This is a genomic window from Pelomicrobium sp., from assembly GCF_036803785.1.
Lineage (GTDB): Bacteria > Pseudomonadota > Gammaproteobacteria > Burkholderiales > UBA6910 > Pelomicrobium.
This window is the reverse complement of sequence record NZ_DAIRTR010000018.1, coordinates 1-21,691: the sequence shown is the minus strand read 5'-3', so window position 1 is coordinate 21,691 and position 21,691 is coordinate 1. Positions and strand designations below refer to the sequence as shown.

The 21,691-nt window shown below is 66.5% G+C and carries 19 protein-coding genes and 1 pseudogene; 15 read left to right on the top strand and 5 right to left on the bottom strand.

Annotation, left to right across the window (positions count from 1 at the left end):
* Window positions 1-28 precede the first annotated feature (28 nt).
* From V7Q81_RS03680 to V7Q81_RS03650, 7 genes are all read left to right on the top strand, one after another.
* A complete protein-coding gene (locus V7Q81_RS03680; RefSeq protein WP_333840451.1) occupies window positions 29-544 on the top strand; it encodes an LPS-assembly lipoprotein LptE in 516 nt (171 codons plus the stop codon).
* Window positions 545-622: 78 nt separating this feature from the next.
* On the top strand, window positions 623-1,654 hold the full coding sequence (gene holA / locus V7Q81_RS03675) for a DNA polymerase III subunit delta (protein ID WP_333840449.1): 1,032 nt from the start codon (window positions 623-625) through the stop codon (window positions 1,652-1,654).
* A gap of 10 nt (window positions 1,655-1,664) precedes the next feature.
* Window positions 1,665-2,939: a glutamate-5-semialdehyde dehydrogenase gene (locus tag V7Q81_RS03670; protein ID WP_333840447.1), complete on the top strand. Its 1,275-nt coding sequence runs from the start codon at window positions 1,665-1,667 to the stop codon at window positions 2,937-2,939.
* Between the two features lie 141 nt (window positions 2,940-3,080).
* The gene (lpdA, locus tag V7Q81_RS03665) at window positions 3,081-4,862 is read left to right on the top strand and encodes a dihydrolipoyl dehydrogenase (protein ID WP_333840445.1); all 1,782 of its coding nucleotides are present in this window, start codon (window positions 3,081-3,083) and stop codon (window positions 4,860-4,862) included.
* A 34-nt stretch (window positions 4,863-4,896) separates the two neighbouring features.
* Window positions 4,897-5,253, top strand: coding sequence for a DsrE family protein (locus tag V7Q81_RS03660; RefSeq protein WP_333840443.1), 357 nt, complete (start codon window positions 4,897-4,899; stop codon window positions 5,251-5,253).
* 18 nt (window positions 5,254-5,271) lie between these two features.
* Entirely contained in the window at window positions 5,272-5,793 is a 522-nt protein-coding gene (locus tag V7Q81_RS03655; RefSeq protein ID WP_333840441.1) for a GNAT family N-acetyltransferase, read from the top strand.
* A gap of 117 nt (window positions 5,794-5,910) precedes the next feature.
* The gene (locus tag V7Q81_RS03650; RefSeq protein WP_333840439.1) at window positions 5,911-6,090 is read left to right on the top strand and encodes a hypothetical protein; all 180 of its coding nucleotides are present in this window, start codon (window positions 5,911-5,913) and stop codon (window positions 6,088-6,090) included.
* 12 nt (window positions 6,091-6,102) lie between these two features.
* Here V7Q81_RS03650 and V7Q81_RS03645 read toward each other — a convergent pair whose 3' ends face one another.
* Together V7Q81_RS03645 and V7Q81_RS03640 are read right to left on the bottom strand one after the other, a co-directional pair.
* Entirely contained in the window at window positions 6,103-7,188 is a 1,086-nt protein-coding gene (locus V7Q81_RS03645) for a glycerophosphodiester phosphodiesterase (RefSeq protein WP_442954748.1), read from the bottom strand.
* Between the two features lie 62 nt (window positions 7,189-7,250).
* Window positions 7,251-8,498, bottom strand: a complete 1,248-nt coding sequence (locus V7Q81_RS03640; protein WP_333840437.1) for a D-amino acid dehydrogenase — start codon at window positions 8,496-8,498, stop codon at window positions 7,251-7,253.
* Window positions 8,499-8,900: 402 nt separating this feature from the next.
* Between V7Q81_RS03640 and V7Q81_RS03635 the strand changes: the two genes are divergently transcribed.
* The gene (locus tag V7Q81_RS03635) at window positions 8,901-10,223 is read left to right on the top strand and encodes an MHYT domain-containing protein (protein ID WP_333840435.1); all 1,323 of its coding nucleotides are present in this window, start codon (window positions 8,901-8,903) and stop codon (window positions 10,221-10,223) included.
* 22 nt (window positions 10,224-10,245) lie between these two features.
* Here the strand turns inward: V7Q81_RS03635 and V7Q81_RS03630 are convergent, their stop codons facing one another.
* Window positions 10,246-11,124 carry a dienelactone hydrolase family protein gene (locus tag V7Q81_RS03630; protein WP_333840433.1) on the bottom strand — a complete coding sequence of 293 codons (879 nt, stop codon included), beginning with the start codon at window positions 11,122-11,124 and terminating at the stop codon, window positions 10,246-10,248.
* 110 nt (window positions 11,125-11,234) lie between these two features.
* Between V7Q81_RS03630 and V7Q81_RS03625 the strand changes: the two genes are divergently transcribed.
* The 4 genes from V7Q81_RS03625 (at window position 11,235) to V7Q81_RS03610 (ending at window position 17,574) form a co-directional block, all read left to right on the top strand.
* Window positions 11,235-11,627 carry a YqaA family protein gene (locus tag V7Q81_RS03625; RefSeq protein ID WP_333840431.1) on the top strand — a complete coding sequence of 131 codons (393 nt, stop codon included), beginning with the start codon at window positions 11,235-11,237 and terminating at the stop codon, window positions 11,625-11,627.
* 94 nt (window positions 11,628-11,721) lie between these two features.
* On the top strand, window positions 11,722-15,576 hold the full coding sequence (locus V7Q81_RS03620; RefSeq protein WP_333840429.1) for an FAD/FMN-binding oxidoreductase: 3,855 nt from the start codon (window positions 11,722-11,724) through the stop codon (window positions 15,574-15,576).
* 22 nt (window positions 15,577-15,598) lie between these two features.
* Complete coding sequence (locus tag V7Q81_RS03615) at window positions 15,599-16,015, top strand: HIT family protein (RefSeq protein ID WP_333840427.1); 417 nt, start codon at window positions 15,599-15,601, stop codon at window positions 16,013-16,015.
* Window positions 16,012-17,574, top strand: coding sequence for a hypothetical protein (locus V7Q81_RS03610; RefSeq protein ID WP_333840425.1), 1,563 nt, complete (start codon window positions 16,012-16,014; stop codon window positions 17,572-17,574). Before V7Q81_RS03615 ends, V7Q81_RS03610 begins: the two co-directional genes overlap by 4 nt.
* A 63-nt stretch (window positions 17,575-17,637) precedes the next feature.
* Here V7Q81_RS03610 and phoR read toward each other — a convergent pair whose 3' ends face one another.
* A complete protein-coding gene (gene phoR / locus V7Q81_RS03605) occupies window positions 17,638-18,972 on the bottom strand; it encodes a phosphate regulon sensor histidine kinase PhoR (protein WP_333840423.1) in 1,335 nt (444 codons plus the stop codon).
* A 179-nt stretch (window positions 18,973-19,151) separates the two neighbouring features.
* Window positions 19,152-19,838 (bottom strand): phosphate regulon transcriptional regulator PhoB, encoded by a 687-nt coding sequence (phoB, locus tag V7Q81_RS03600; RefSeq protein WP_333840421.1) that lies wholly within the window; start codon window positions 19,836-19,838, stop codon window positions 19,152-19,154.
* A 162-nt stretch (window positions 19,839-20,000) separates the two neighbouring features.
* Between phoB and V7Q81_RS03595 the strand changes: the two genes are divergently transcribed.
* The 3 genes and pseudogenes from V7Q81_RS03595 to V7Q81_RS03585 form a co-directional block, all read left to right on the top strand.
* Window positions 20,001-20,411: a DUF971 domain-containing protein gene (locus tag V7Q81_RS03595; protein WP_333840419.1), complete on the top strand. Its 411-nt coding sequence runs from the start codon at window positions 20,001-20,003 to the stop codon at window positions 20,409-20,411.
* A 75-nt stretch (window positions 20,412-20,486) separates the two neighbouring features.
* Window positions 20,487-21,221: a bifunctional demethylmenaquinone methyltransferase/2-methoxy-6-polyprenyl-1,4-benzoquinol methylase UbiE gene (ubiE, locus tag V7Q81_RS03590; protein WP_333840417.1), complete on the top strand. Its 735-nt coding sequence runs from the start codon at window positions 20,487-20,489 to the stop codon at window positions 21,219-21,221.
* 57 nt (window positions 21,222-21,278) lie between these two features.
* A pseudogene (locus tag V7Q81_RS03585) lies at window positions 21,279-21,691 on the top strand (hypothetical protein); the annotation flags it as partial.

Here is a 21,691-nt window from a genome sequence, read left to right as displayed (position 1 = left end):
CTACGAGCCGCGCTATAATCGCTCCATCATGGCGATCCTTGAGAAGCGGCGCGGACTATTGCTCGCCTTGGCGAGCGCCCCCCTCGCCCTGCTTGCCGCGGGTTGCGGCTTTCGGCTGCGGGGCACCCAAGCCTTGGCGTTCAGGACGCTGCACGTCACGGGGGGCGATCCTGTTTTCCTTACCGAGCTGAAGCGGGCCGTGGCGGCCGGCACGGGCACCCAGCTCGTGGACGATCCCAAGGCAGCCGAGGCGGTGCTGTTCATTGACGGCATTGCCCGGGAGCGCCTGATTCTCTCCCTTTCCGGGGCGGGACGAGTGCGGGAGCTGGAGCTGCGGCTGCGGGTGCAGTTCCACATGAACGACGCCAAGGGCCAACCCCTTATCGCCCCGTCTCAGATTTCCCTCAAGCGGGATCTCACCTACGACGACACCCAGGTCCTGGCCAAGGAGCAGGAGGAAGCGCTGCTCTACCGGGACATGCAGAACGACGCAGTCCAGCAAATCCTGTTCCGGCTGGCGGCGATCAGGCCGAGGGCGGGCTGAAGCACCCGGGCGAAGGGTTCGGAACCCTCGCCTCCGCGCCTTGACTCGGGGACAATTATTTTTTTGGCCCAGCCTGCCATGCCGGTCATCGACTCCGAGGCCCTGCCCGCCCAGCTCGCCAAGCGCTTCGCCTCCCTGTACGTGATCCACGGGGAAGAGCCGCTGCTCGCCCTGGAGGCGGCCGACCGCATCCGCGCCCGAGCCCGGGCCCTGGGGTACACGGAGCGGGAGCTCTTCATCGCCGAAAGCGGTTTCGACTGGGGAAACCTCACCGCAGCCAGGGCGAGCCTTTCTCTCTTCGGCAGCCGCAAGCTGATCGAGCTGCGCTTGCCCACCGGACGGCCGGGAACCGCTGGGGCCGAAGCTCTCATCGCCTATTGCGAGTCGCCTGCGCCCGACGCGGTCACCCTGATCGAGCTGCCCAGGCTGGAGCGCTCGGCCCTGGGGAGCCGCTGGTTCGAAGCCTTGGGGCGGGCGGGCGTCGTGGTCCAGGCAAGGCCCGTGCCCCGGGAACGGCTGCCCCAATGGATCGGGGGGCGGCTCGCCGCCCAGGGCCAGGAAGCAGACGCCGAAACCCTGGCGTTCATGGCCGAACGGGTAGAAGGCAATCTCCTCGCCGCGTTCCAGGAAGTGCAGAAGCTCGGACTTTTGTTTCCTCCGGGGCCGCTGCCCGGGGAAGCGGTGCGGGCGGCGGTGGCCAACGTGGCCCGCTACGAGCCGGCCCAGTTGGGGGAGGCCCTGTTCGGCGGCGATGTTGCCCGCTTCGCCCGGGTGCTGGAGGGCCTGCGGGGCGAAGGGGCGGCCCTTCCCTTCGTGCTGTGGCAGATCGCCGAGGATGCACGCGCCGTGATCCGCGTGCAGGCGGCCCTGCGGGCGGGCCGTCGGCCCGACCAGGCCCTGCGGGAAGCGCGAGTCTGGGGCGCGCGCCAGGCCTGGGTCCCAAGCGCCGCCCAGCGCTTCGATGGGACCCGGCTCAACCAAAGCCTGCGAGAGCTTGCCCGGCTCGACCGCATGGTCAAGGGACTCGTCCCCGGCGACGTGTGGAGCGAGCTCTTGCGGCTTGCCCTGACCCTCACGAGCACGTCGGCAGCCGGTTCCGAAACGGTTTAAAATCTGGACCATGGATCTTTCCCCAGAACGAGACATCAAGGCATACATGCAAGCGCTGGGGCGCGCTGCGAGGGAGGCGGCCCGCGCCATGGCCAGGGCCGAGACGGCCGCCAAGAACCGGGCGCTGGAGGCCATGGCGGCAGCCATTGAGCGGGAGCAGGCGCGGCTCATCGCGGAAAACGCCAAGGACGTGGAGGCGGCCCGTGCCAAGGGCCTGGAGCCCGCCCTGATCGACCGGCTGACCCTGACGGCCAAGCGCATCGCCGCCATGGCCGACGGCCTGCGCCAGATCGCCCAGCTCCCGGATCCAGTAGGGGAGATCATCGATCTGCGGTACCGTCCCTCGGGGATCCAGGTGGGCCGCATGCGGGTGCCCCTGGGGGTGATCGGCATCATCTACGAGGCCCGGCCCAACGTAACCGCCGACGCCGCAGGGCTGTGCCTCAAGGCAGGCAACGCCGCCATCCTACGGGGGGGGTCGGAGGCGATCCGCTCTAACCAAGCCATCGCCGCCCTGGTGCACGAGGGGTTGGAAGCGGCGGGGCTGCCCCGCACGGCGGTGCAGGTGGTGGAGGTCACCGACCGGGCCGCGGTGGGGGAGCTCCTCAGCATGCAAGCGTACGTGGACGTTATCGTCCCGCGGGGGGGCAAAGGCCTGATCGAGCGCATTTCAAAGGAAGCCCGCATACCGGTGATCAAGCACCTGGACGGAGTGTGCCACGTCTACATCGACGAGGGTGCCGATCTGGAAAAGGCGATCCGCATCGCCGACAACGCCAAGACGCAGCGTTACGGCACTTGCAACACCATGGAGACACTGCTCGTCGCCCGCGCCATCGCGCCGGCGGTGCTGCCCCGACTCGCCCGCCTCCTTCTGGACAAGGGCGTGGAGCTACGAGGTTGCGAGGAAAGCCGCCGGTTGGTGCCGGAGATGAAACCGGCCACGGAGGAGGACTGGTTCGCCGAGTATCTGGCGCCCATCCTGTCGGTGCGGGTGGTAGACGGGCTCGATCAGGCGATCGACCACATCGCCCGTTATGGTTCCCAACACACCGACGCCATCGTCACCGAAGACTACACGCGGGCCATGCGCTTCTTGCGGGAGGTGGATTCCAGCTCGGTCATGGTGAACGCCTCCACCCGTTTCGCCGACGGTTACGAATACGGGCTCGGCGCGGAGATCGGCATTTCCACCGACAAGCTCCACGCCCGGGGACCCGTGGGCCTCGAGGGCCTCACCAGTCTGAAGTTCGTGGTCCTGGGCAACGGGCACGTCCGCACCTAGCACTCCGGCGTCTCGAGCAGGCGCAGACCCGTGGCTTATGGATTTGCCGCTACGTTCGGGTACGCCTTTTGCTGCCAAGGCGCTGGCCCGGGCGGATTACCTTTGTTGAAACTCGTATTGAGCGACGCGGAGACATAAGAAATGGCCCAGCTCGTGGAAGTGCGTGTCCCCCCCATCGGTGACTTCAAGGACGTGCCCGTCATCGACGTCCTGGTTAGGCCCGGCGACCGCATCGAAAAAGAGGCAAGCCTGATCACCCTGGAGTCCGACAAGGCGACCATGGACGTGCCCTCGCCCCAGGCGGGCGTGGTGAAAGAGGTGAGGGTCAAGGTGGGCGATAAGGTCTCGGAGGGTTCCCTCATCCTGACCCTGGAGGCGGAGGCGGCGGACACAAGAGCGCCGGCGAAGGCGCAGACGGCCCATGCCGAGGCTCTTCCGGCCAAGGCCCCCGAGGGGCCCGCCACGCCGCCCCCCGCCGCCGCGCAGACGCCGGCGGCCATCGCGCACGAGAGCGATCTCCATGCCGAGGTGCTGGTCCTGGGGGCGGGACCCGGAGGCTATACGGCCGCTTTCCGGGCCGCCGACTTGGGAAAGAAGGTGGTGTTGGTGGAGCGCTACCCCACTCTCGGGGGCGTGTGCCTGAACGTGGGTTGCATCCCCTCCAAAGCGCTCCTGCACGTCGCCAAGGTCCTCACCGAAGCCCAGGAGTTGGGCCATGCCGGAATCAGGTTCGGCCGTCCCGACATCGCCCTCGAAGGACTGCGAAAGTGGAAGGACGATGTGGTGGGACGTCTGACCAAGGGGCTCGCGGCCCTCGCCAAGCAGCGTCAGGTCCAGGTGGTGCAGGGGGTGGCCACCTTCGCCGGGCCCCATGCCCTAAAAGTGAAGACCGCCGGGGGGGAAAAGACCCTCACCTTCGACTACGGGATCATCGCCGCCGGCTCCCAGGCGGTGAAGCTCCCCGGGCTGCCCTACGAGGACCCCCGGGTGATGGACTCCACCGACGCCCTGCGCCTGGACGAGATCCCCAAGCGGCTTCTGGTCATCGGAGGTGGCATCATCGGGCTCGAGATGGCCACCGTCTATCACGCCCTGGGCTCGAAAGTGACCGTGGTGGAGCTCTTAGACGGGCTGATCCCGGGAGCCGACCGGGACGTGGTGAGGCCCCTGGAGAAGAGAATCCGATCTCGTTATGAGGCGATCTACTTGAAGACCAAGGTCACCCGGATCGAGGCCCTGAAAGAAGGTCTCAAGGCCACCTTCGAGGGCGAGCAGGCGCCCCCTCCCCAGCTCTACGACCGGGTGCTGGTGGCGGTGGGACGCCGCCCCAACGGCCACGCCGTCCAGGCGCAAGCGGCCGGGGTACGGGTGGATGAGCGGGGCGCGATCCCAGTGGATCGGCAGCAGCGCACCAACGTGCCCCATCTCTTCGCCATCGGTGACATCGCGGGCGAGCCGATGCTCGCCCACAAGGCGACCCACGAGGGCAAGGTGGCTGCGGAGGTGATCGCGGGACTCAAAAGCGCCTTTGACGCCCGGGCGATTCCCTCCGTCGCCTACACCGATCCGGAGGTGGCATGGATGGGGGCGACCGAGCTCGATCTCAAAGCCCAAGGCATCGCCTACGAGCGGGCGGTATTCCCTTGGGCGGCGAGCGGGCGGGCCCTCGCCGAAGGCGGGGCCGACGGTCTCACCAAGCTTCTCTTCGACCAGGCGAGCCGACGGCTCCTGGGCGCAGCCATGGTGGGTCCCAACGCCGGGGAGCTCATCGCCGAGACGGTGCTCGCCTTGGAGATGGGGGCAGAGGCCGAGGACATCGGGCTCACCATCCACCCCCACCCCACCCTGTCCGAGACCGTGGGTTTCGCCGCCGAGATGGCGGAGGGGACCATCACCGATCTGTACGTGCCGAAGAGAAAATGAGGCGCCCGTCTTGCTGAGGGCAAAGGAGGTAGACATGAAATTCCTGATCGCTGTCTCGTCCGGAACCGACGACCCCACCCGCGCCACTTTGGGCGTAATGGCCGCCAAAACGGCCCGCGAACAGGGCCATGAAGTGACCGTGTGGCTGCAAGGTGAGGCGGTGGTGATCGCCAACCGCCACGTCTATGACAAAATCCAGGGCGTCAATATGCCCGCCATGCAGGGTCTGATGGAGGCGCTCCTCGCCCAGGGTGTGCCCTTCTGGGTGTGCGAGGCGTGCGGCAAGGGGCGCAACGTCACGCCGGAAAACTGGGTGGCCACCGCCAGCTACAGAACCATGGGCGATTACGTGGCCGCGGCGGCGGCGGCCGACCGGGTGCTCTCTTTCTGAAGCGCCCCCCTTGCTCCCATGATCGCCGAAAGCCAAGGACAGACGGCGCAGCGATCCCGCTCCGCCATGATCCGCCCCATGCGGCCCGAGGAAGCCACCGAGATTTCCCGCTTTATGCTGGCCGCCTTCGACGAATTCATGGCCCAGGACTTCGACGAATGGGGCAAGGCGGGTTTCGTCAAATTCGCCGCCCCCGAAGCGCTCCTCGCCCGCCAGGCCTATGGCTACCTTACCCTGGTAGCAGAGACGGACGGGCGCCTCGCCGGCCTAATCCAGGTGCGCTGGCCGTCCCATATCATCGCTCTGTTCGTGCGCAAGGAATTTCAGGGACAAGGCATCGGTCGGGCCTTGGTGACCGAGGCGGTGCGTCGTATCGAGATGGAATGTCCTGAGGCCGAGTTCGTCACCGTGGTCTCCTCTGCCCATGCCGTTGGCTTCTACCAACGCCTCGGGTTCGAGACGGTGTATGCCGACGGCGCCCGAAGCGCGGAGCACGGGATGCGCCTTGCGCTTACGAGCGCGGCGGATCCGGAGCACTGAGAAAGCCCGGCTGGTGCACGACGCCTCTCATGGGCAAGACCCAGCGACCGACGTGTCTTCGAGGCAAGCACATCCACAGTTCCTGCAAGGATATTGACCAGGCGGAGGCGATATCCCGTGGCCAAGAACGTAGAGCTCAATCTCACCGTGCGGCTGTCCCTCAAACTGGCGGAAGACGTGGACTGGGACGACGTCATCCACGATCTGGAATTATCCCTGGCCGTGCCCAAGGACACGGCTGAGATCGTGGATTTCGAGGTGCTGGACGTCCAACCCCTCGGCGAGGAAGAAGACTAGCCGGGGCGCGGGCTAGCGGGTCGCCGCGACGAAAGCGTCCCGCGCTCGCACGCCCACATCGGCCTGGTCGGTGAACACGCCGTCGATGCCCGTGGCGAGAAAGGCCCGGATCTCGCCTTCACCGTCGCCCAAGGCATTGGGATCTTCGGAGGAGCGCAGGCTCGCCGGCAGGAAGCGGTTCTCGGCGCGGAAGGTGTAGGGGTATACCTTGAGGCCGGCGGCATGGGCGTTTTTTACGAAGGGGCTGGCGTTGGCCGGATCGAGCCAGCCCTCGGCGTCGGGGACGAGGATGAAGCGCTGCTTTTCCGGTCCTACCCCCTCGGCGTAGGCCGCGATGTCCGCCAGACCCCGGGGTGTGGCCATCTGCTCGTAGGTAAGCGTCCCACCCTCCGCTGCCACGTCGTAGGGTTTGCCTTCCCTTCCCAGGAGTTGCACTAAGGCAATCCTGGTCATGCGGTCGAGCCTCTTGAGGTTCCCCACCTCGAAGGATTGGATAAACACCCGGTCCAACGCCGCCTCGTAGCCGTTGCGGTGCAGGATCTCCACCAGAGGCTCTTCCATAGCGAGTCCCGATTGCCGGAAATGGGTCGGATGCTTCGTCTCCGGGCAAAGGCCGATGGGGCGCCCCAGGGCGCGTTCGCAAGCTCTCACCAGATCGACGATCTCCTGCAGGGTGGGCACCTGGAATTGGCCATCGAACCGGGTGTTGGCGGGCCGCACCTCGGGGATGCGCTCCACGGCGCGAAGCCGCTTGATCTCGGCCAGGGTGAAGTCTTCGCTGAACCAGCCGGTGACGGTGGCGCCGTCCACCACCTTGGTGACCCGGCGGTCGGCGAACTCGGGCCGGCGCGCCACGTCGGTGGTGAGATCCAGCCGGTTGTCGTGCCGCGCGATCAAATGCCCATCCCGGGTCATGACCAGGTCGGGCTCGATGTAGTCGGCGCCTTGCAGGATGGCGACAGCGTAGGCCGCCAGGGTATGCTCGGGAAGATAGCCGCTTGCTCCCCGGTGGGCGATGACGAGGGGTTTCTCGTTGCCATGCGGGAAGAAATGGGAGGGCGAGCGAGCGTCGGCGGCCATCATAGCGGTAAGCAGCATAGGCGCCGCCACCCGGATAAACAAGCTTGTTCCCGATCCGCCTGGGCGGTGCCCTGGGCTGGTCAGCTCCACCAGGGAAACGCGATGGGCGGTCTGCGGCCGTCCACCAGGTCGGCGAGTACCCGGGCCGAGCCGCAGGCCAGGGTCCAGCCTAGGGTGCCGTGGCCGGTGTTCAAGTATAGGTTTTCGAGGCGGCGGGAACGCCCGATCACTGGCACGTTGCCGGGCGTCGCGGGCCGCAGGCCCGTCCAGCACTCGGCAGCCGTCCGCTCGCCCGCCCGGGGGAAGAGCTCAAACACTCGGTCCAAGATGAGGGCGCAGCGACGCGGGTCCAAGGAAAGATCGTAGCCTGCGAGCTCCGCCATCCCCGCCACCCGCAACCGGCCGCCCAGGCGCGAGAAGACGAGCTTGCGCGCTTCGTCGGTCAAGCTCACCGTAGGCGCACCCTCCCCCGCCGGCACCGTGACCGAATAGCCTTTCACCGGATAGATGGGCAGCCGCTCGCCGAGGGGGGCGAGGAGCTGCGGGCTATAGCTTCCAAGGCACACCACGTAGGCGTCGCCGCCTAGGACCTCGCTGCCGCGGTGCGTCGTCACGCGCGCGCCAGTCACCCGGCTGCCCCTGGTCTCCAGAGCCTCAATTCGGGTCCCGTAGCGAAAAGCGACCCCGCGCTGGGCGGCGAGCCCAGCCAGCGCCTCGGTAAACTTGCGCGCGTCGCCCGACGCATCCTCCGGACAGTACAAGCCCCCGTGGATGAGGACGCGGCTCGCCTCGAGGGCGGGCTCCAGGCCTACGCACTCGGCGGCGGATTTGAGCTCCAGGCGCAAGCCCAGGGCGGCAAGCGCCGGCAGCTTGCGCCGGGCCGCCTCGTAGTCTTCTGGTTCGGTGAAGACATGCAGGATGCCCCGCTCGAGCTGGTCGTATTCGATCCCCGTGCGGCTGCGCAACGCCCGAAGACTTGCGCCGCTCAGGCGGGCGAGGGCCGCGATGGCGGCGGCGTTTCTGCGGGTGCGCGCGGGCAGGCACTCCTTTAAGAAGCGCACCCCCCAGACCCATTGGGCCGCGTCCCAGCGCAGGCGGAACTTGAGCGGCGCCTCTTCCCGCCACAGCCAGCGCAGGATTTTGGCCGGCGCGTCGGGGTTGGCCCAGGGCTCGGCGTGGCTGATGGACACCTGCCCCCCGTTGGCGAAGCTCGTCTCCAGCGCCGGGCCGGGTTGACGCTCCACCACCGTGACGCGATGGCCCGCCTCTGCCAGGTACCAGGCGCTGGTGACGCCGATCACGCCAGCGCCGAGGACGATGATTTCCATGGCGTCAAGGAACTGCGAAAGCCGCAAATGATGGGACGGCAAAGGCCTGCTGGCAAGGGCGAAGCGCCTAGGGAGGCGGGCGGGGCACCTGCGCGCAGGCGAGCGGGGCGATCGTTGGCGATTCCGACAGCTCCCGCCCTCATCGACCCAGCGCGCGGGCACTGGCAGCGCAGCTCGACGCCCGCCAGGCCACCGGCGCACAAGGCTTCAGGCGGGCAAGCTTACTGAGCTGAAACAACCTCTTGTACCGCGGCTGGCAGCCGAGGGCAGGGCGGGAAAGAACGGGTTTTCGGCCGATTTACAGAAGATGGTACCCTTCTTGCTAACTAGGGGCAGGTGGCCGCCCGCGTAGGCCGGGCGGCAGTTTTTTCACGTGTTCTGCCGGGCGGAGTAAGGAGTGCGATGATCGGCACCTATGACTTGAAACTGGTCCTCCTGTCCGGGATCGTCGCAACCTTCGCCGCCTATACCGCTCTCGACCTTGCCGGCCGGGTGAGCGTACGCCAAGGGAGGGCTTCATGGATTTGGCTGTTCGGTGGCGCCTTTTCCATGGGCACCGGCATCTGGGCCATGCACTTCATCGGCATGCTGGCATTTCGCCTGCCCATTCCCATCGCCTATGACCCCCTGATCAATGCTGCCTCGTGGCTCATCGCCATGGTGGTATCCGGCGTAGCCCTCCTCGTGGTGAAGCACCCCGCCATGACCGCCCGCAACCTCATTGTCGGCGCCACGTTGATGGGCGTTGGCATCAGCTCGATGCACTACACGGGCATGGCAGCCATGCGCATGTCGCCGCCGATCCGGTACGACCCGCTCCTGTTCATCGCTTCGATCATCGTCGCGATCATGGCATCGCTCGCGGCCCTGTGGATTGCCTTTCAGCTACGCAAGCGCTATTCGGCAGCGGCGATCCTCGCCAAGCTGGGCAGCGCCCTGCTCATGGGGCTCGCCATCGCCGGCATGCACTATACGGGCATGGCAGCAGCTCAGTTCGCTCCCGGCAGCGTGTGCCTCGCCGCGAACTCCGCCGGTGGCCTGAACGCGCCCATGCTCGCCTTCATGATCGGACTGGCCACGATCAGCATCCTGACGATCACGCTCGTGATTTCCGCGTCCGACGCCCATGTCGCGGCCCGCACCGCCCGCCTCGCCGATTCGCTGCAGGCGGCAAACGAGCAGTTGCGCACCGCGGCGCTCTTTGACCGCTTGACGGGCCTACCGAATCGCCTCCTGCTCGAGGACCGGCTGGAACAGGCCCGGCATCGCGCCGATCGGCTTCGCCGGCCATTCGCCGTCATGTTCGTTGACCTGGACCGGTTCAAGCCCGTCAACGACGTCTTCGGGCATAGCGTCGGAGACGACGTCCTTGTAGCGGTGGCGCAGCGGCTGCTGAGATGCGTGCGCCGGGAAGATACGGTCGCGCGCATCGGGGGCGACGAGTTCGTCGTGGTGCTCGCCGATCTAGCACGGGCCAGCGATGCAGCCCTCGTCGGGGAAAAAATCCTCGAGGCGCTCTCGGTGCCCATTCCCATCGATGGCCACGAGCTCCCCATCTCGTGCAGCATCGGGATCAGCGTCTATCCCGAGGACGGAAAGGACCTCGCCACCCTTACGACCAATGCCGACATGGCCATGTATCACGCCAAGAAAGCGGGAGGCAGCATCCGCTTTTACCTGCCGCAGATGCGCGCACCGGCCCTCGACAGCCCGGGCTCTCCTTGACCCCGCCCCTGGAGGAACGTTCTCAGGCGACCCCGTGCTTCTTGAACCAGGCGAGCATGCGCCGCCAGCCATCCTCGGCAGCGTCCCTGCGATAGGTGGGCCGGTAGTCGGCGTGGAAGCCGTGGGGCATACCTTCGTACAAGATGATCTCCGAAGGGCTGCCCGCTTTCTTGAGGGCTGCCCGCATCTGCTCCACCGTGTCGTTGGGGATGCCCGGGTCGGCGCCGCCGTAGAGCCCGAGCACGGGAGCATAGAGCTTGTCTGCCACGTCGATGGGATGGACAGGCATGGTGGGCGTGCGCTCCGAGACGATGCGTCCATACCAGGCCACCCCCGCCTTCAGTTGCGGATTGTGGGCGGCGTAGAGCCAGACAATGCGCCCGCCGTAGCAGAAGCCGGTAATGCCCAGGCGCTTGCCGTCGCCGAAGCCGCTCTTCTCGGCCCAGGCAACCGCTGCGTCCAGGTCAGACAGCACCTGGGCATCGGGCACTTTGGATACCACGTGCTTGAGGATGTCGGGGATGTTCTCGTACTTGCGCGGATCGCCCTGGCGATGGAAAAGCTCGGGCGCAAGCGCGAGATAACCCAGCTTGGCCAGACGCCGACACACGTCCTTGATGTACTCGTGCACGCCGAAGATCTCCTGCACCACCAGGATCACCGGGAACGGCCCGCCATGATCGGGCATGGCCCGATAGGCGGGAATCGTCCCGTCGGCGGTGGGGATGGACACTTCTGCGTCCACCAGCCCTTTGGTGTCGGTCCTGATCACCGTCTCGGCGCACACGGGCTGAACTGCCAGGGCAAATCCGCCGGCGAGGAGCCCGGCGACGAAAGCGCGGCGGTTCATTTCCGGGGCGGGGCACAGGCTGTCGAGCTCTTGCTTGACTTGCGAGTCCATGGAGCGCTCCTTTCCAGACAAACAGTGGGGCGACCCGGCGGGCGCACATCGGGTAAAGCGGGTGCGGCCGCTCAATGGTAGATTAAAGCCCCGATGGAAAAAAGACGCCCATGACGGAGCATTGGAGCCTCTCGGCCCTGTTTCTGTCGAGTTTTCTCGCCGCCACCCTGCTGCCAGGCGGCTCCGAGGCGGTCCTCTTCGGTGTGCTCAAGCATTCGCCGCAGCTCTATTTCCCCGCCCTCGGAATCGCCACCCTGGGCAACACCCTGGGCGGGATGACCTCCTATCTGCTCGGCCGGCTGATCCCGCCCAAGGAACCCCCCAAGGGGCTTGCCTTCGTCCGTCGCTACGGCAGCGCCGCGCTCCTTTTTGCCTGGGCACCCGTGGTGGGCGACGCCCTGTGTGTGGCCGCTGGCTGGTTGCGGCTCAACCCCTGGTGGTCGGCGAGCTTCATGGCCCTGGGCAAGCTCGCCCGTTATCTCGCCATCGCCCAGCTCGCGTGAGGGTCTCGGGCACCCCTTTGCCCCTGAAACCGCCATGGGTAGCCCCCTGCCGGTAGTGCGGTAAAATTCGGTTTTAAGCCGTTCCGATACTGCAGTGCTCCCCGACATCCCCACCGCACTCCTTCCCGCCGCCCGTGTGCGGGAAATTCCGTACAACTACACCTCGTTCTCTGACCGGGAAATCGTCATCCGCCTCCTGGGGGAACCCTCTTGGCACCTGATCAACGAGTTGCGCGCCGAACGACGCACCGGCCGCTCGGCGCGCATGCTCTACGAGGTGCTGGGAGACATCTGGGTGGTGTCGCGTAACCCCTACCTCCAGGACGATTTGCTCGGCAACCGAGCCCGAAGAAAAGCCCTCGTCGAGGCCATGCGCCATCGCCTCGCCCTGATCGAGGAGCGGCGCCAGGGCAGCGAAAAGGTGAAGATTCTCCTCGACCGGGCCCGGGCGGCCGTGGACGCCTTCGAGGCCGAGTTCGAGGACGTGGCGAAGCTGCGCCGTCGGGTCCTGAAGCGCCTTTCCCGGGTGACGCGCCGAGACAACATCCAGTTCGACGGCCTGGCGCGGGTGTCCCACGTGACCGACGCCACCGACTGGCGGGTGGAGTACCCCTTCGTGGTGATCCACCCCGACACCGAAGAGGAGGTCGCTCCCATCGTGCGGGCCTGCATCGAGCTCGGCCTCACCCTCATTCCCCGGGGTGGCGGCACCGGCTACACCGGCGGCGCCGTGCCCCTCACCAAGCGTTCGGCAGTGATCAACACCGAGAAGCTGGAGCGCCTAGGGCCGGTGGAGTGGATGAGGCTTCCGGGGCTCGACCGGGAGGTGCCCACCATCCAGTGCCAGGCGGGAGTGGTGACCCGCCGGGTTATGGATGCTGCCGAGGCCGAAGGGCTGGTGTTCGCCGTGGATCCCACCTCGGCCGACGCCTCTTGCATCGGCGGCAATATCGCCATGAACGCCGGGGGGAAAAAGGCGGTGTTGTGGGGCACCGCGGTGGACAACTTGGTCGCCTGGCGCATGGTCACCCCCGAGGGGCGCTGGCTCACCGTAGAGCGGCTGGAGCACAACCTGGGCAAGATCCACGAGGTGCAGGTGGCGCGCTTTCGCCTCACCCGCTACGCCGACGACGGCAAGACCCCGCTTGGCGCGCCCGAGATCCTGGAGATCCCGGGCCGCGCCTTCCGCAAGCCGGGGCTGGGCAAGGACGTGACCGACAAGGTGCTCGGAGGATTGCCCGGCGTGCAAAAGGAAGGCTGTGACGGCATTATCACCTCCGCCCGTTTCATCCTGCACCGCATGCCGGCCCATGTGCGCACGGTGTGCCTGGAGTATTTCGGCAGCGTACACGAGGCGGTGCCCTCCATCGTAGAGATCAAAGACTACCTGGACCGGCATCCCAGGGCGGTCCTGGCTGGCCTGGAACACCTGGACCAGCGCTACCTCAAGGCCGTGGGCTACGCCACCAAGGCTCGGCGCCACGGGCTGCCCAAGATGGTGCTGATTGGCGACATCGTGGGCGACGACGAGCAAGAGGTGGCCCGCGCCGCCTCCGAAGTGGTGCGCATTGCCAACCATCGGGGGGGCGAGGGATTCATTGCCGTCACCGCGGAAGCGCGCAAGCGCTTCTGGCTCGACCGCGGCCGCACGGCGGCCATCGCCAGGCACACCAACGCCTTCAAGATCAACGAGGACGTGGTGATCCCGCTGCCGCGTCTCGGCGACTACACCGACGGCATCGAGCGCATCAACGTCGAGCTGTCCATCAAGAATAAGCTGCGACTCCTGGACGCCCTGGAAGAATTCCTGCAAGGCGATCTGCCGCTGGCGCTGGAGGATGAGTCGATCCCCAAGGCGGAGGTCATCGGCCACCGGACCGAGCAGGCCCTGGAGCTCGTCCGCCATGCCCGCAGTCGGTGGCGTTTCTTGCTGGAAAACCTGGACCGCAAGCTTGCCGAGCTGCCGGCGCATGGACCGGTTGTCTGGCCCGCGAGCGCAGCAGCCGAAGACACGGTGTTCGGGGTGCTGCAGGATCACCGGCTCCGAGTGTCCTGGAAAAAAGAGCTGCGCGAACCCCTGCGGCAGATCTTCGGCGGCAAGGCGTTCCAGCCGATCCTGGAGGCATGCGAGGCCATCCACCAGCGGGTGCTCAAGAGCCGGGTGTTCATCGCCCTGCACATGCACGCCGGAGACGGCAATGTGCACACCAACATCCCAGTCAACTCCGACGATTACGAAATGCTCCAGGAAGCGAGCGCCGCCGTGCGCCGGATCATGGCCCTGGCCAAATCCCTGGGCGGCGTCATCTCCGGCGAGCATGGCATCGGCATCACCAAGCTCGAGTTCCTCGAGCCGGGCGAGATCGAAGCCTTTCGCGCCTACAAGCAACGCATCGATCCCAACGGGCACTTCAACCGGGGCAAGCTCCTGCCCGGTGCCGACCTGGCAAACGCCTACACGCCCAGCTTCAACCTGCTCGAGCTGGAAAGCCTGATCTTGGAGCAGAGCGAGCTCAAAGCCATCTCCGACTCCATCAAGGACTGCCTGCGCTGCGGCAAGTGCAAGCCGGTGTGTGCCACTCACGTACCCCGGGCCAATCTCCTCTACAGCCCGCGCAACAAAATCCTGGCCACCTCGCTCCTGATCGAGGCGTTCCTATACGAAGAGCAGACTCGCAGGGGTGTCGCGCTGGAGCATTTCGACGAGTTCGGCGACGTGGCCGAGCACTGCACGGTGTGCCATAAGTGCCGCGCGCCCTGTCCGGTGGACATCGACTTCGGCGACGTCTCTATCGCCATGCGCAACTTCCTGCGCAAGCAGGGCAAGCAGAAGTTCAACCTGGGCACCTGGGCGGCCATGGCTTTCCTGAACGCCACCGACCCGAGCACCATCAAACTGCTGCGCAAGGGCATGATCGAGTGGGGCTATAAGGCCCAACGGTTCGCCTACGGCTGGGCCAAGCGGCTAGGGCTCGCCCGGGCTCAAACGAGCCGTCCGCCTGCCACGGTGGGCCGAGCACCCCTGCGTGCCCAGGTGATTCACTTCGTGAACAAGCCGATGCCCGGCAACTTGCCCAAGAAAACCTCCCGCGCGCTGCTGGACATTGAGGACCCGGCCATCGTCCCGGTGATCCGCGACCCCCGCAAGGTAAACGAAGACTCCGACGCGGTGTTTTACTTTCCCGGATGCGGCTCGGAGCGTTTGTTCAGCCAGGTGGGCCTCGCCACGCAAGCGATGCTCTACCACGTGGGTGCCATCACGGTGCTGCCTCCGGGTTACCTCTGCTGCGGCTACCCCCAGACCGCCGCGGGCCAGCACGACCGGGGGCAAGAGATCATCACCGACAACCGGGTGCTGTTTCACCGCCTGGCCCACACGCTCAACTACCTGGACATCAAGACGGTGATCGTCTCTTGCGGCACCTGCATGGATCAGCTTCAGAAGTACGAATTCGACAAGATCTTCCCCGGCTGCCGGCTGCTGGACATCCACGAGTATCTGCTGGAGAAGGGGGTGAGCCTGCAAGCAGTGCAAGGAGTGCGCTACATGTACCATGATCCCTGCCACACCCCGATGAAGACCCATCAGCCGCTCAAAGTGGTGAACGGCTTAATGGGGGGCGGCGTGGCACTCACTGAGCGCTGCTGTGGTGAGGCGGGGACCCTCGCCATGAGTCGCCCGGACGTGGCAACCCAGGTGCGGCTGCGCAAGGAAGAGGAGATCCGCAAAGGCGTAGCGCGCATCCGCGTCCAGGACGATACGGGCGAGATCAAGATCCTCACCTCGTGCCCGTCTTGTCTGCAAGGGCTCGCGCGCTATAATGACGACGCCGGCACCACCGCCGATTACATCGTGGTGGAAATGGCGCGTCATATCCTGGGACCCAATTGGCTCGCCGACTACGTCGAACAAGCCAACCGCGGCGGCATCGAACGGGTGTTACTGTAAGTCCCTCGCGCGCGCCGCATTCATGAGCTGCGAGCTTTGCGAGAGCAGCCCAGGCCAGGTACTCTGGTCGAGCGAGCTGTGCCGTGTGGTATTGGTGGACGAGCCCGACTACCCCGGCTACTGTCGCGTGATCCTCAACCGCCATGCAAAAGAAATGACAGACCTGACAGCCGCGGAGCGGGCGGCGTTCATGGAGGTCGTGTTCGCCGTGGAGCAGGTGCTGCGCGCCGTCCTCGCACCTGACAAGATCAACCTGGCGAGCCTGGGCAACCAGGTACCTCATCTGCACTGGCACGTGATCCCCCGCTGGCACTCGGATCGCCACTTTCCCGCTGCCATCTGGGCGCGGCCGCGCCGCGCTTCCCGGCCGCGCATGCCTCCTGCCTGGCGCGAGCGGCTCGCTGCGGCTTTGGTCGCCCGACTGCCGGGGCACCCTTGAGCCCATCCGTCTTCGCCAGCCCGCTGCCGATCGCGCGGCCCGACAGACGCGGTGCCATCGTCGATCGGACCACCTGCGCCCAATGGCTCGCCCAGCTCCAGCTGACCGACATCCGCGCGGCGCACCAGGCGCTGCACCGGGAGCTCACCGCCCTGGGCCAGTACCTCCTCCCGCCGGCGGAACGGCTGCCGATCATGGAGAGCCTGCGCGAGACGGTGGCCTACGTGCAGGGCGAACTGGCCAAGCGCCTGAGCGGCCGTCCGCTGCCCTTGTCGGAGGCCGAGCACGCGGCCTTCATGACCCTGATCGGGGTCTGGGCCCAGATGGTGCTCGGCTACCGCCATTGCCTGGAAGCGGGCACAAGCGCTGCCGAGCGGCCACTGCTCGTCCAGCGCTGTCTGCGCTACACCGGTCTGCAGCTTACCGATTACGCCCGCATGCGTCACGAGTATCCGGCGCAGCTCTGGTCCCAGCTCCACGGCCTGTATGCCTTCGCCGAGGAGCAGGGCTTTTCTGATGCCAGGGTCATGGATGGATCGGAATCGGCCGGGCCGAGCAGCTGCCGCGCCGTATACGTGGAATCGCTGCTGCTGTGCTACGCCAACCCCTTCGAGCTGAGCCCCAAGCAGATCGAGCTCGCCCAGCGCTGGCTGCGGCACTGGAGCACTGCGGTGCCCGTTCTACGGGCACCGCGCGGGGGCAACGAGAAGGTGCCCATGCTGGCGGTGCACCTCAAAGGTGAAAGCGGTCTGCAATCTCTCGCCCACCTCACTCCCTCCGAGGCGACCCGCTATCTGGATCTGTCCGAGATCAGCAAGAACCTGCGGGTGAAGCAGATCCTGCTGCAGCAGGGGCAGAAGCCTGAGCCCCTGGGGCTGGGCCGCGACTGCGAGCAGCCCAGCTGCGGCCAGCTCCTCGCCCAATTGCACCGATACTGGTGCGAAGGCGTGCCCACCCGCAGTTTCGAGCGCCGCCCCTCCGTCAACACCGCCCAGGTATGCTTCGGCCTGCCGGCGATATGGCAGATCGTCGCCGGCAAACCCTTCGCCCAGCCCGGAACGAAAAGGCGCCCTGCGACGCCCGCCCACACGGCGCTGGGCCCAGCCCAGGAAGAGACCTGGTCGGTCAAGGACGAGAGCGTCCTCGGCATGCGCATCGAGCGCAAAGGTCCCGGCGAGCGGCTGCAGGTGAACCGACTCCTGGGACTTAAACTCTCCAATGCGGGCTGGCGCCTGCTGGGCGTGATACGCTGGCTCGTGGTGACTCGCGGCGGCGGGCTGCAGGCGGGACTGCGCACCCTGCCCGGTGCCCCCCAGCCGGTGGCAGTGCGGCCGGCGGGCCCCGGCGCAGCCTCCTCCGGTGAACCCTTTCTGGAAGCCCTGCTCCTGCCCGAGATTCCTTCCCTCAACCTGCGGGGTAGCCTGATCGTGCCCAAAGGGATCTACCAGCCCCAGCGGCTGCTGGAGCTCGCCCGGGAGACCGAGACCCGCAAGATCAAGTTGGAACTGCTGGTGGAGCGGGGTGCCGACTACGAGCGGGTGGGTTTTTCACCGGCCTGAGCGGCGGATGCCTGGCCAGCTTGCGCGACAGGGGCAGGCAAAAAACGCTCTTCTTTGTGAGTCCTAAGCTACCCCCGCCCGGCTCACCAGCGCGGAGGCCTTCTGCGGCAAGCGCCGGGCCTCGGGGAAGCGGGCGCTGAAGCGGCTGCCTTTGCCTACTTCGCTTTCGATCTCCAGCATCCCCTGGTGCCGCGAGAGGACATGTTTGACGATGGCAAGCCCCAGTCCCGTGCCCCCCGTCTCCCGGGAGCGGCTGCGGTCCACCCGGTAGAAGCGCTCCGTGAGCCGCGGGATGTGATGGGCCTCGATACCAATGCCCGTGTCCTGGACGCTGAAGACCAGTTCGCTCCCCTCCTCCTTCCACTCGATCTCGATGCGCCCCCCCTCCGGGGTATAGCGGATGGCGTTGCTCACCAGGTTGCTGAACGCGCTGCGCAGCTCCTCAGCACTGCCGAGCAGCCCAGCACCCGTCTTGATCTCCAGCCCGATGCGATGCCGCCCGGCGCTCAAGGACTGGGCCTCGTGGTACAGCAGGCGCAACAGCTCGGGCACGTCCACTCGCTCCTCCCGCAGGGGATTGCGGGTGTCTTCCAGCTGGGACAGAACCAGCAGATCCTCCACCAGCCGCTGCATGCGCTGGGTCTGCTGGCGCAGCAGGTCCAGCGCGCGGCGTTGCATTTCCGGGTCCATGCCAGGGCCGTCCGCCAGGTTTTCCAGGAAACCGGCGACCACGGTGAGGGGAGTGCGCAGCTCATGGGAGACGTTGGCCACGAAATCCCGGCGCACTGTCTCCGCCCGCTCTAGGCTCGTGATGTCCCGGCTGATCAGGAGCTTTTCCGTGTCCCCATAGGGGATCAGCTGGATGGCGGCGGTGAGGGGCAGATCCCGCTCCAGCCGGATCACCAGAGGCTCACGGTAGTTCTGGGCATCCAGGTATTCCACCAAACGCGGGTGGCGCACCAGGCGGGTAATCTGCTGACCCACATCCAGGCGCGGGTCGATGCCCAGGTGCTTCGCGGCGGTGGGATTGCACCACTGGATGCGGTCCTGGGCGTCCAGGATCACGATCCCATCGGGAAAGACGGTGGCGGCTTCGCGAAAACGCCGCAGCGCCACTGCCAGCTCCTCCTGGTTTCGCGCCTGGGCTCGCGTGAGCCGATACAGATGGGCGAACAGGTGATCCCAGAGGCCGGTGGTAGCCGGCATGCGCAGTGGATCGGGCCGTTGCAGCCACCGATACAGAGCCGCCAGGTTGCGCAGATCGTGGGCCAGCAACGCGACCAGCAGCGCGCTCAGGGTGAGGAGCCCCGCAGTGCCGCCGAAGGCCACCCAGGCGATGAGGGAAGCCCCGCCGACCACGGCCGGCCCGACCAGCAGACGCTGCCAGAAGTTATCCACGGCCGTCCAGTCTGACCTCAAAAACAGGCCCGCAAGTACGGTGCGATTTTCCCCCGCCGGGAAAGGGGCCGTCCAGTGGGCTGTCCAAGGCGGCGCATCCTTGCGCCCCGGCACGGAAACTCGAGCAAGCGGGTGGTGATCGTCTCAGGAAGGGAGCCGCGGGCGGACGAGGGGCAGGGTCAAGAGGCGGAAAACCGGTAGCCCGCGCCGCGAACGGTTTGAACGAGGCCCGCCTTGCCGGTCGGCTCCAGGGCCTTGCGCAGGCGGCGGATGTGCACGTCGACAGTACGCTCCTCCACGAACACGTGATCCCCCCACACCTGGTCCAGGAGCTGGGCCCGGGAGTGGACCCGCTCCGGATGGGTCATGAGGTAGTGCAGGAGTCGAAACTCGGTGGGCCCCAGGTTGATGGGCAGGCCATCGCCGCTCACCCGATGGGTGGCGGGATCCAGGGTGAGCCCACCGATGGTGACCGGATCGTCTGTCATCTGGGGCGCCCGCCGGCGCAGCACGGCGCGAATCCGGGCGATCATTTCCCGGGGGGAGAAAGGCTTGGTGATGTAATCGTCGGCACCGGTTTCTAGGGCGCCCACCTTGTCCTGTTCGTCACTGCGGGCGGTGAGCATGATGATGGGAATGGCCTTGGTGCGTTCGTCCGCCCGCAGCCGGCGCGCCAGCTCGATACCGCTCGCGCCCGGCAGCATCCAGTCAAGCAGCACCAGGTCGGGCAGGGCGTTCTTTACGATGCGCAGCGCCTCTTCGGCGCTTTCGGCACGCAGGGGCAAATGTCCGGCCTGCCGTAAGTTGTAGGCGATGAGCTCCTGGATCCCTGGCTCGTCTTCGACTACCAGCACCGTCGCGCTCACTGGAGGCTCCCTTTGCGCCTTGCCATGATGGAAATCTTATGTCTCCAATATTACAGCGGCGTGACAGGAAGGTGGGCGCTCGCACGGCCCCGATGCGCCCTGTCGGTTTGTCTGTGGGTGGTTTATCATGTTGTTTTTCGGTCTTTCCTCTTTTGCACGCCCATGGCTGGATTGAGCAAGGACGTTCCCTCGCCCACCGAGATCAAGCTACACCAGGCCTCTAAGGTGCTGGAGATCTCCTTTGCCGACGGCAAGACGTTTCGCCTGCCGTGCGAGTTCCTGCGGGTGTATTCCCCCTCGGCGGAAGTGCGGGGCCACGCACCGGGCCAGGAAGTGCTCCAGGTGGGGAAAAAGGACGTGACCATCACCCACATCGAGCCCGTGGGCAACTACGCGATCCAGCTCACCTTCTCCGACGGCCACGACACCGGCATCTATTCCTGGGACCTGCTCTACGAGTATGGCCTTCATCAGGAGGAGATGTGGCAGCGCTACCTCCAACGGCTAGAGGAAGCAGGGGCGAGCCGGGAACCCCAACCGGCCCAGGAAGTCCCTCGGCCCAAGGGAAAGTGAACGCGAGGCATCCCACGGCGCGCGCCAAGTCGGTCTGTCCGTTTGTCCCCCTCGCCATGAACCGTTGAGTCCCCCATGGACAAGACCACTGATTTCGGTTTCAAGAAGGTCCCCGAGCGGGAGAAGGCAGCGCAAGTCGCCGGCGTGTTCCATTCGGTGGCGGGCCGCTACGACCTAATGAACGACCTCATGTCCGCGGGGTTGCACCGGTGGTGGAAGCGTTTTGCGGTCCTGCTCTCGGGCGTGCGGGAAGGAGACCGGGTGCTGGACGTAGCAGGGGGAACGGGGGATATGGCGCGACTGTTCGCCCGCCGGGTGGGCCCGCGGGGCGAAGTGTGGCTCACCGACATCAACCGCTCCATGCTGGACATCGGCCGAGACCGGCTCCTGGACGAAGGATGGGCCCTGCCTGTGGTCCAGTGCGACGGAGAGAGGCTTCCGTTTCGCGCCAACGTCTTCGACTGCGTGAGCGCCGCTTTCGGGCTGCGCAACATGACCCACAAGGAGGCGGCCTTGGCCGAATGGCGGCGGGTGCTCAAGCCTGGCGGTCGGGTGATCGTGCTGGAGTTCTCCCGAGTCTGGAAACCCTTGGCGCCCCTCTACGACTGCTATTCCTTCCAGGTGCTTCCTTTCCTCGGGCGGGTCGTGGCGGGCAGCGCGGACAGTTACCGGTATCTGGCCGAATCCATCCGGGTCCACCCGGACCAGGAAGCCCTCAAGATGCTCATGGTACGAGTGGGCTTCCAGCGGGTCGAGTATTTCAACCTCTCCGCGGGCATCGTCGCGGTGCACCGGGGAGTCAAACTCTGAGGGCGATGAACGGGAGCGCCGCGCGCTTTCAGCGAGTTTCTCCTGCTCGAGCTTTCCATGCGCCCCGAAGCCGCGTCTGTCCAAGCCCCGCTTCCACGGCCCCTTCGGGCCGTGCTCATCAGCCCCTATGAGCTGGGGCGTCAGCCCTTTGCCCTGGCAGAGCCTGCCGCCTGGCTGGCACGGGAAGGCGTAGAAGTCACCCTGATCGACCTGTCCCAGAGCCGGCTGGACGAGCCGGCCCTCGCCCGCGCCGACCTGGTGGGCCTTTCCTTGGGCATGCACACCGCCACCCGCATCGCGCTGGAGGCGCTGCCCCGCATTCGGCGGCTTGCCCCGCGGGCCCACCTGGTGGCCTACGGCTTATACGCCCCGGTGAACGCGGACTTGCTTACCCGTCTCGGCGTCGCCACCGTGCTGGGCGGGGAATGCGAAGGGGAACTGGCGGCCCTGGCCCGGCGGCTCGCCCGAGG

Bases quoted from the DNA above. Each gene is read 5' to 3' on its own strand.
- V7Q81_RS03670 (WP_333840447.1), top strand. From the start codon at position 1,665: ATGGATCTTTCCCCAGAACGAGACATCAAGGCATACATGCAAGCGCTG.
- V7Q81_RS03660 (WP_333840443.1), top strand. From the start codon at position 4,897: ATGAAATTCCTGATCGCTGTCTCGTCCGGAACCGACGACCCCACCCGC.
- V7Q81_RS03655 (WP_333840441.1), top strand. From the start codon at position 5,272: ATGATCGCCGAAAGCCAAGGACAGACGGCGCAGCGATCCCGCTCCGCC.
- V7Q81_RS03595 (WP_333840419.1), top strand. From the start codon at position 20,001: ATGGCTGGATTGAGCAAGGACGTTCCCTCGCCCACCGAGATCAAGCTA.
- lpdA (WP_333840445.1), top strand. From the start codon at position 3,081: ATGGCCCAGCTCGTGGAAGTGCGTGTCCCCCCCATCGGTGACTTCAAG.
- V7Q81_RS03635 (WP_333840435.1), top strand. From the start codon at position 8,901: ATGATCGGCACCTATGACTTGAAACTGGTCCTCCTGTCCGGGATCGTC.
- V7Q81_RS03640 (WP_333840437.1), bottom strand. From the start codon at position 8,498: ATGGAAATCATCGTCCTCGGCGCTGGCGTGATCGGCGTCACCAGCGCC.
- V7Q81_RS03625 (WP_333840431.1), top strand. From the start codon at position 11,235: ATGACGGAGCATTGGAGCCTCTCGGCCCTGTTTCTGTCGAGTTTTCTC.
- V7Q81_RS03615 (WP_333840427.1), top strand. From the start codon at position 15,599: ATGAGCTGCGAGCTTTGCGAGAGCAGCCCAGGCCAGGTACTCTGGTCG.
- V7Q81_RS03680 (WP_333840451.1), top strand. From the start codon at position 29: ATGGCGATCCTTGAGAAGCGGCGCGGACTATTGCTCGCCTTGGCGAGC.
- holA (WP_333840449.1), top strand. From the start codon at position 623: ATGCCGGTCATCGACTCCGAGGCCCTGCCCGCCCAGCTCGCCAAGCGC.
- ubiE (WP_333840417.1), top strand. From the start codon at position 20,487: ATGGACAAGACCACTGATTTCGGTTTCAAGAAGGTCCCCGAGCGGGAG.
- V7Q81_RS03645 (WP_442954748.1), bottom strand. From the start codon at position 7,188: ATGCTGCTTACCGCTATGATGGCCGCCGACGCTCGCTCGCCCTCCCAT.
- V7Q81_RS03630 (WP_333840433.1), bottom strand. From the start codon at position 11,124: ATGGACTCGCAAGTCAAGCAAGAGCTCGACAGCCTGTGCCCCGCCCCG.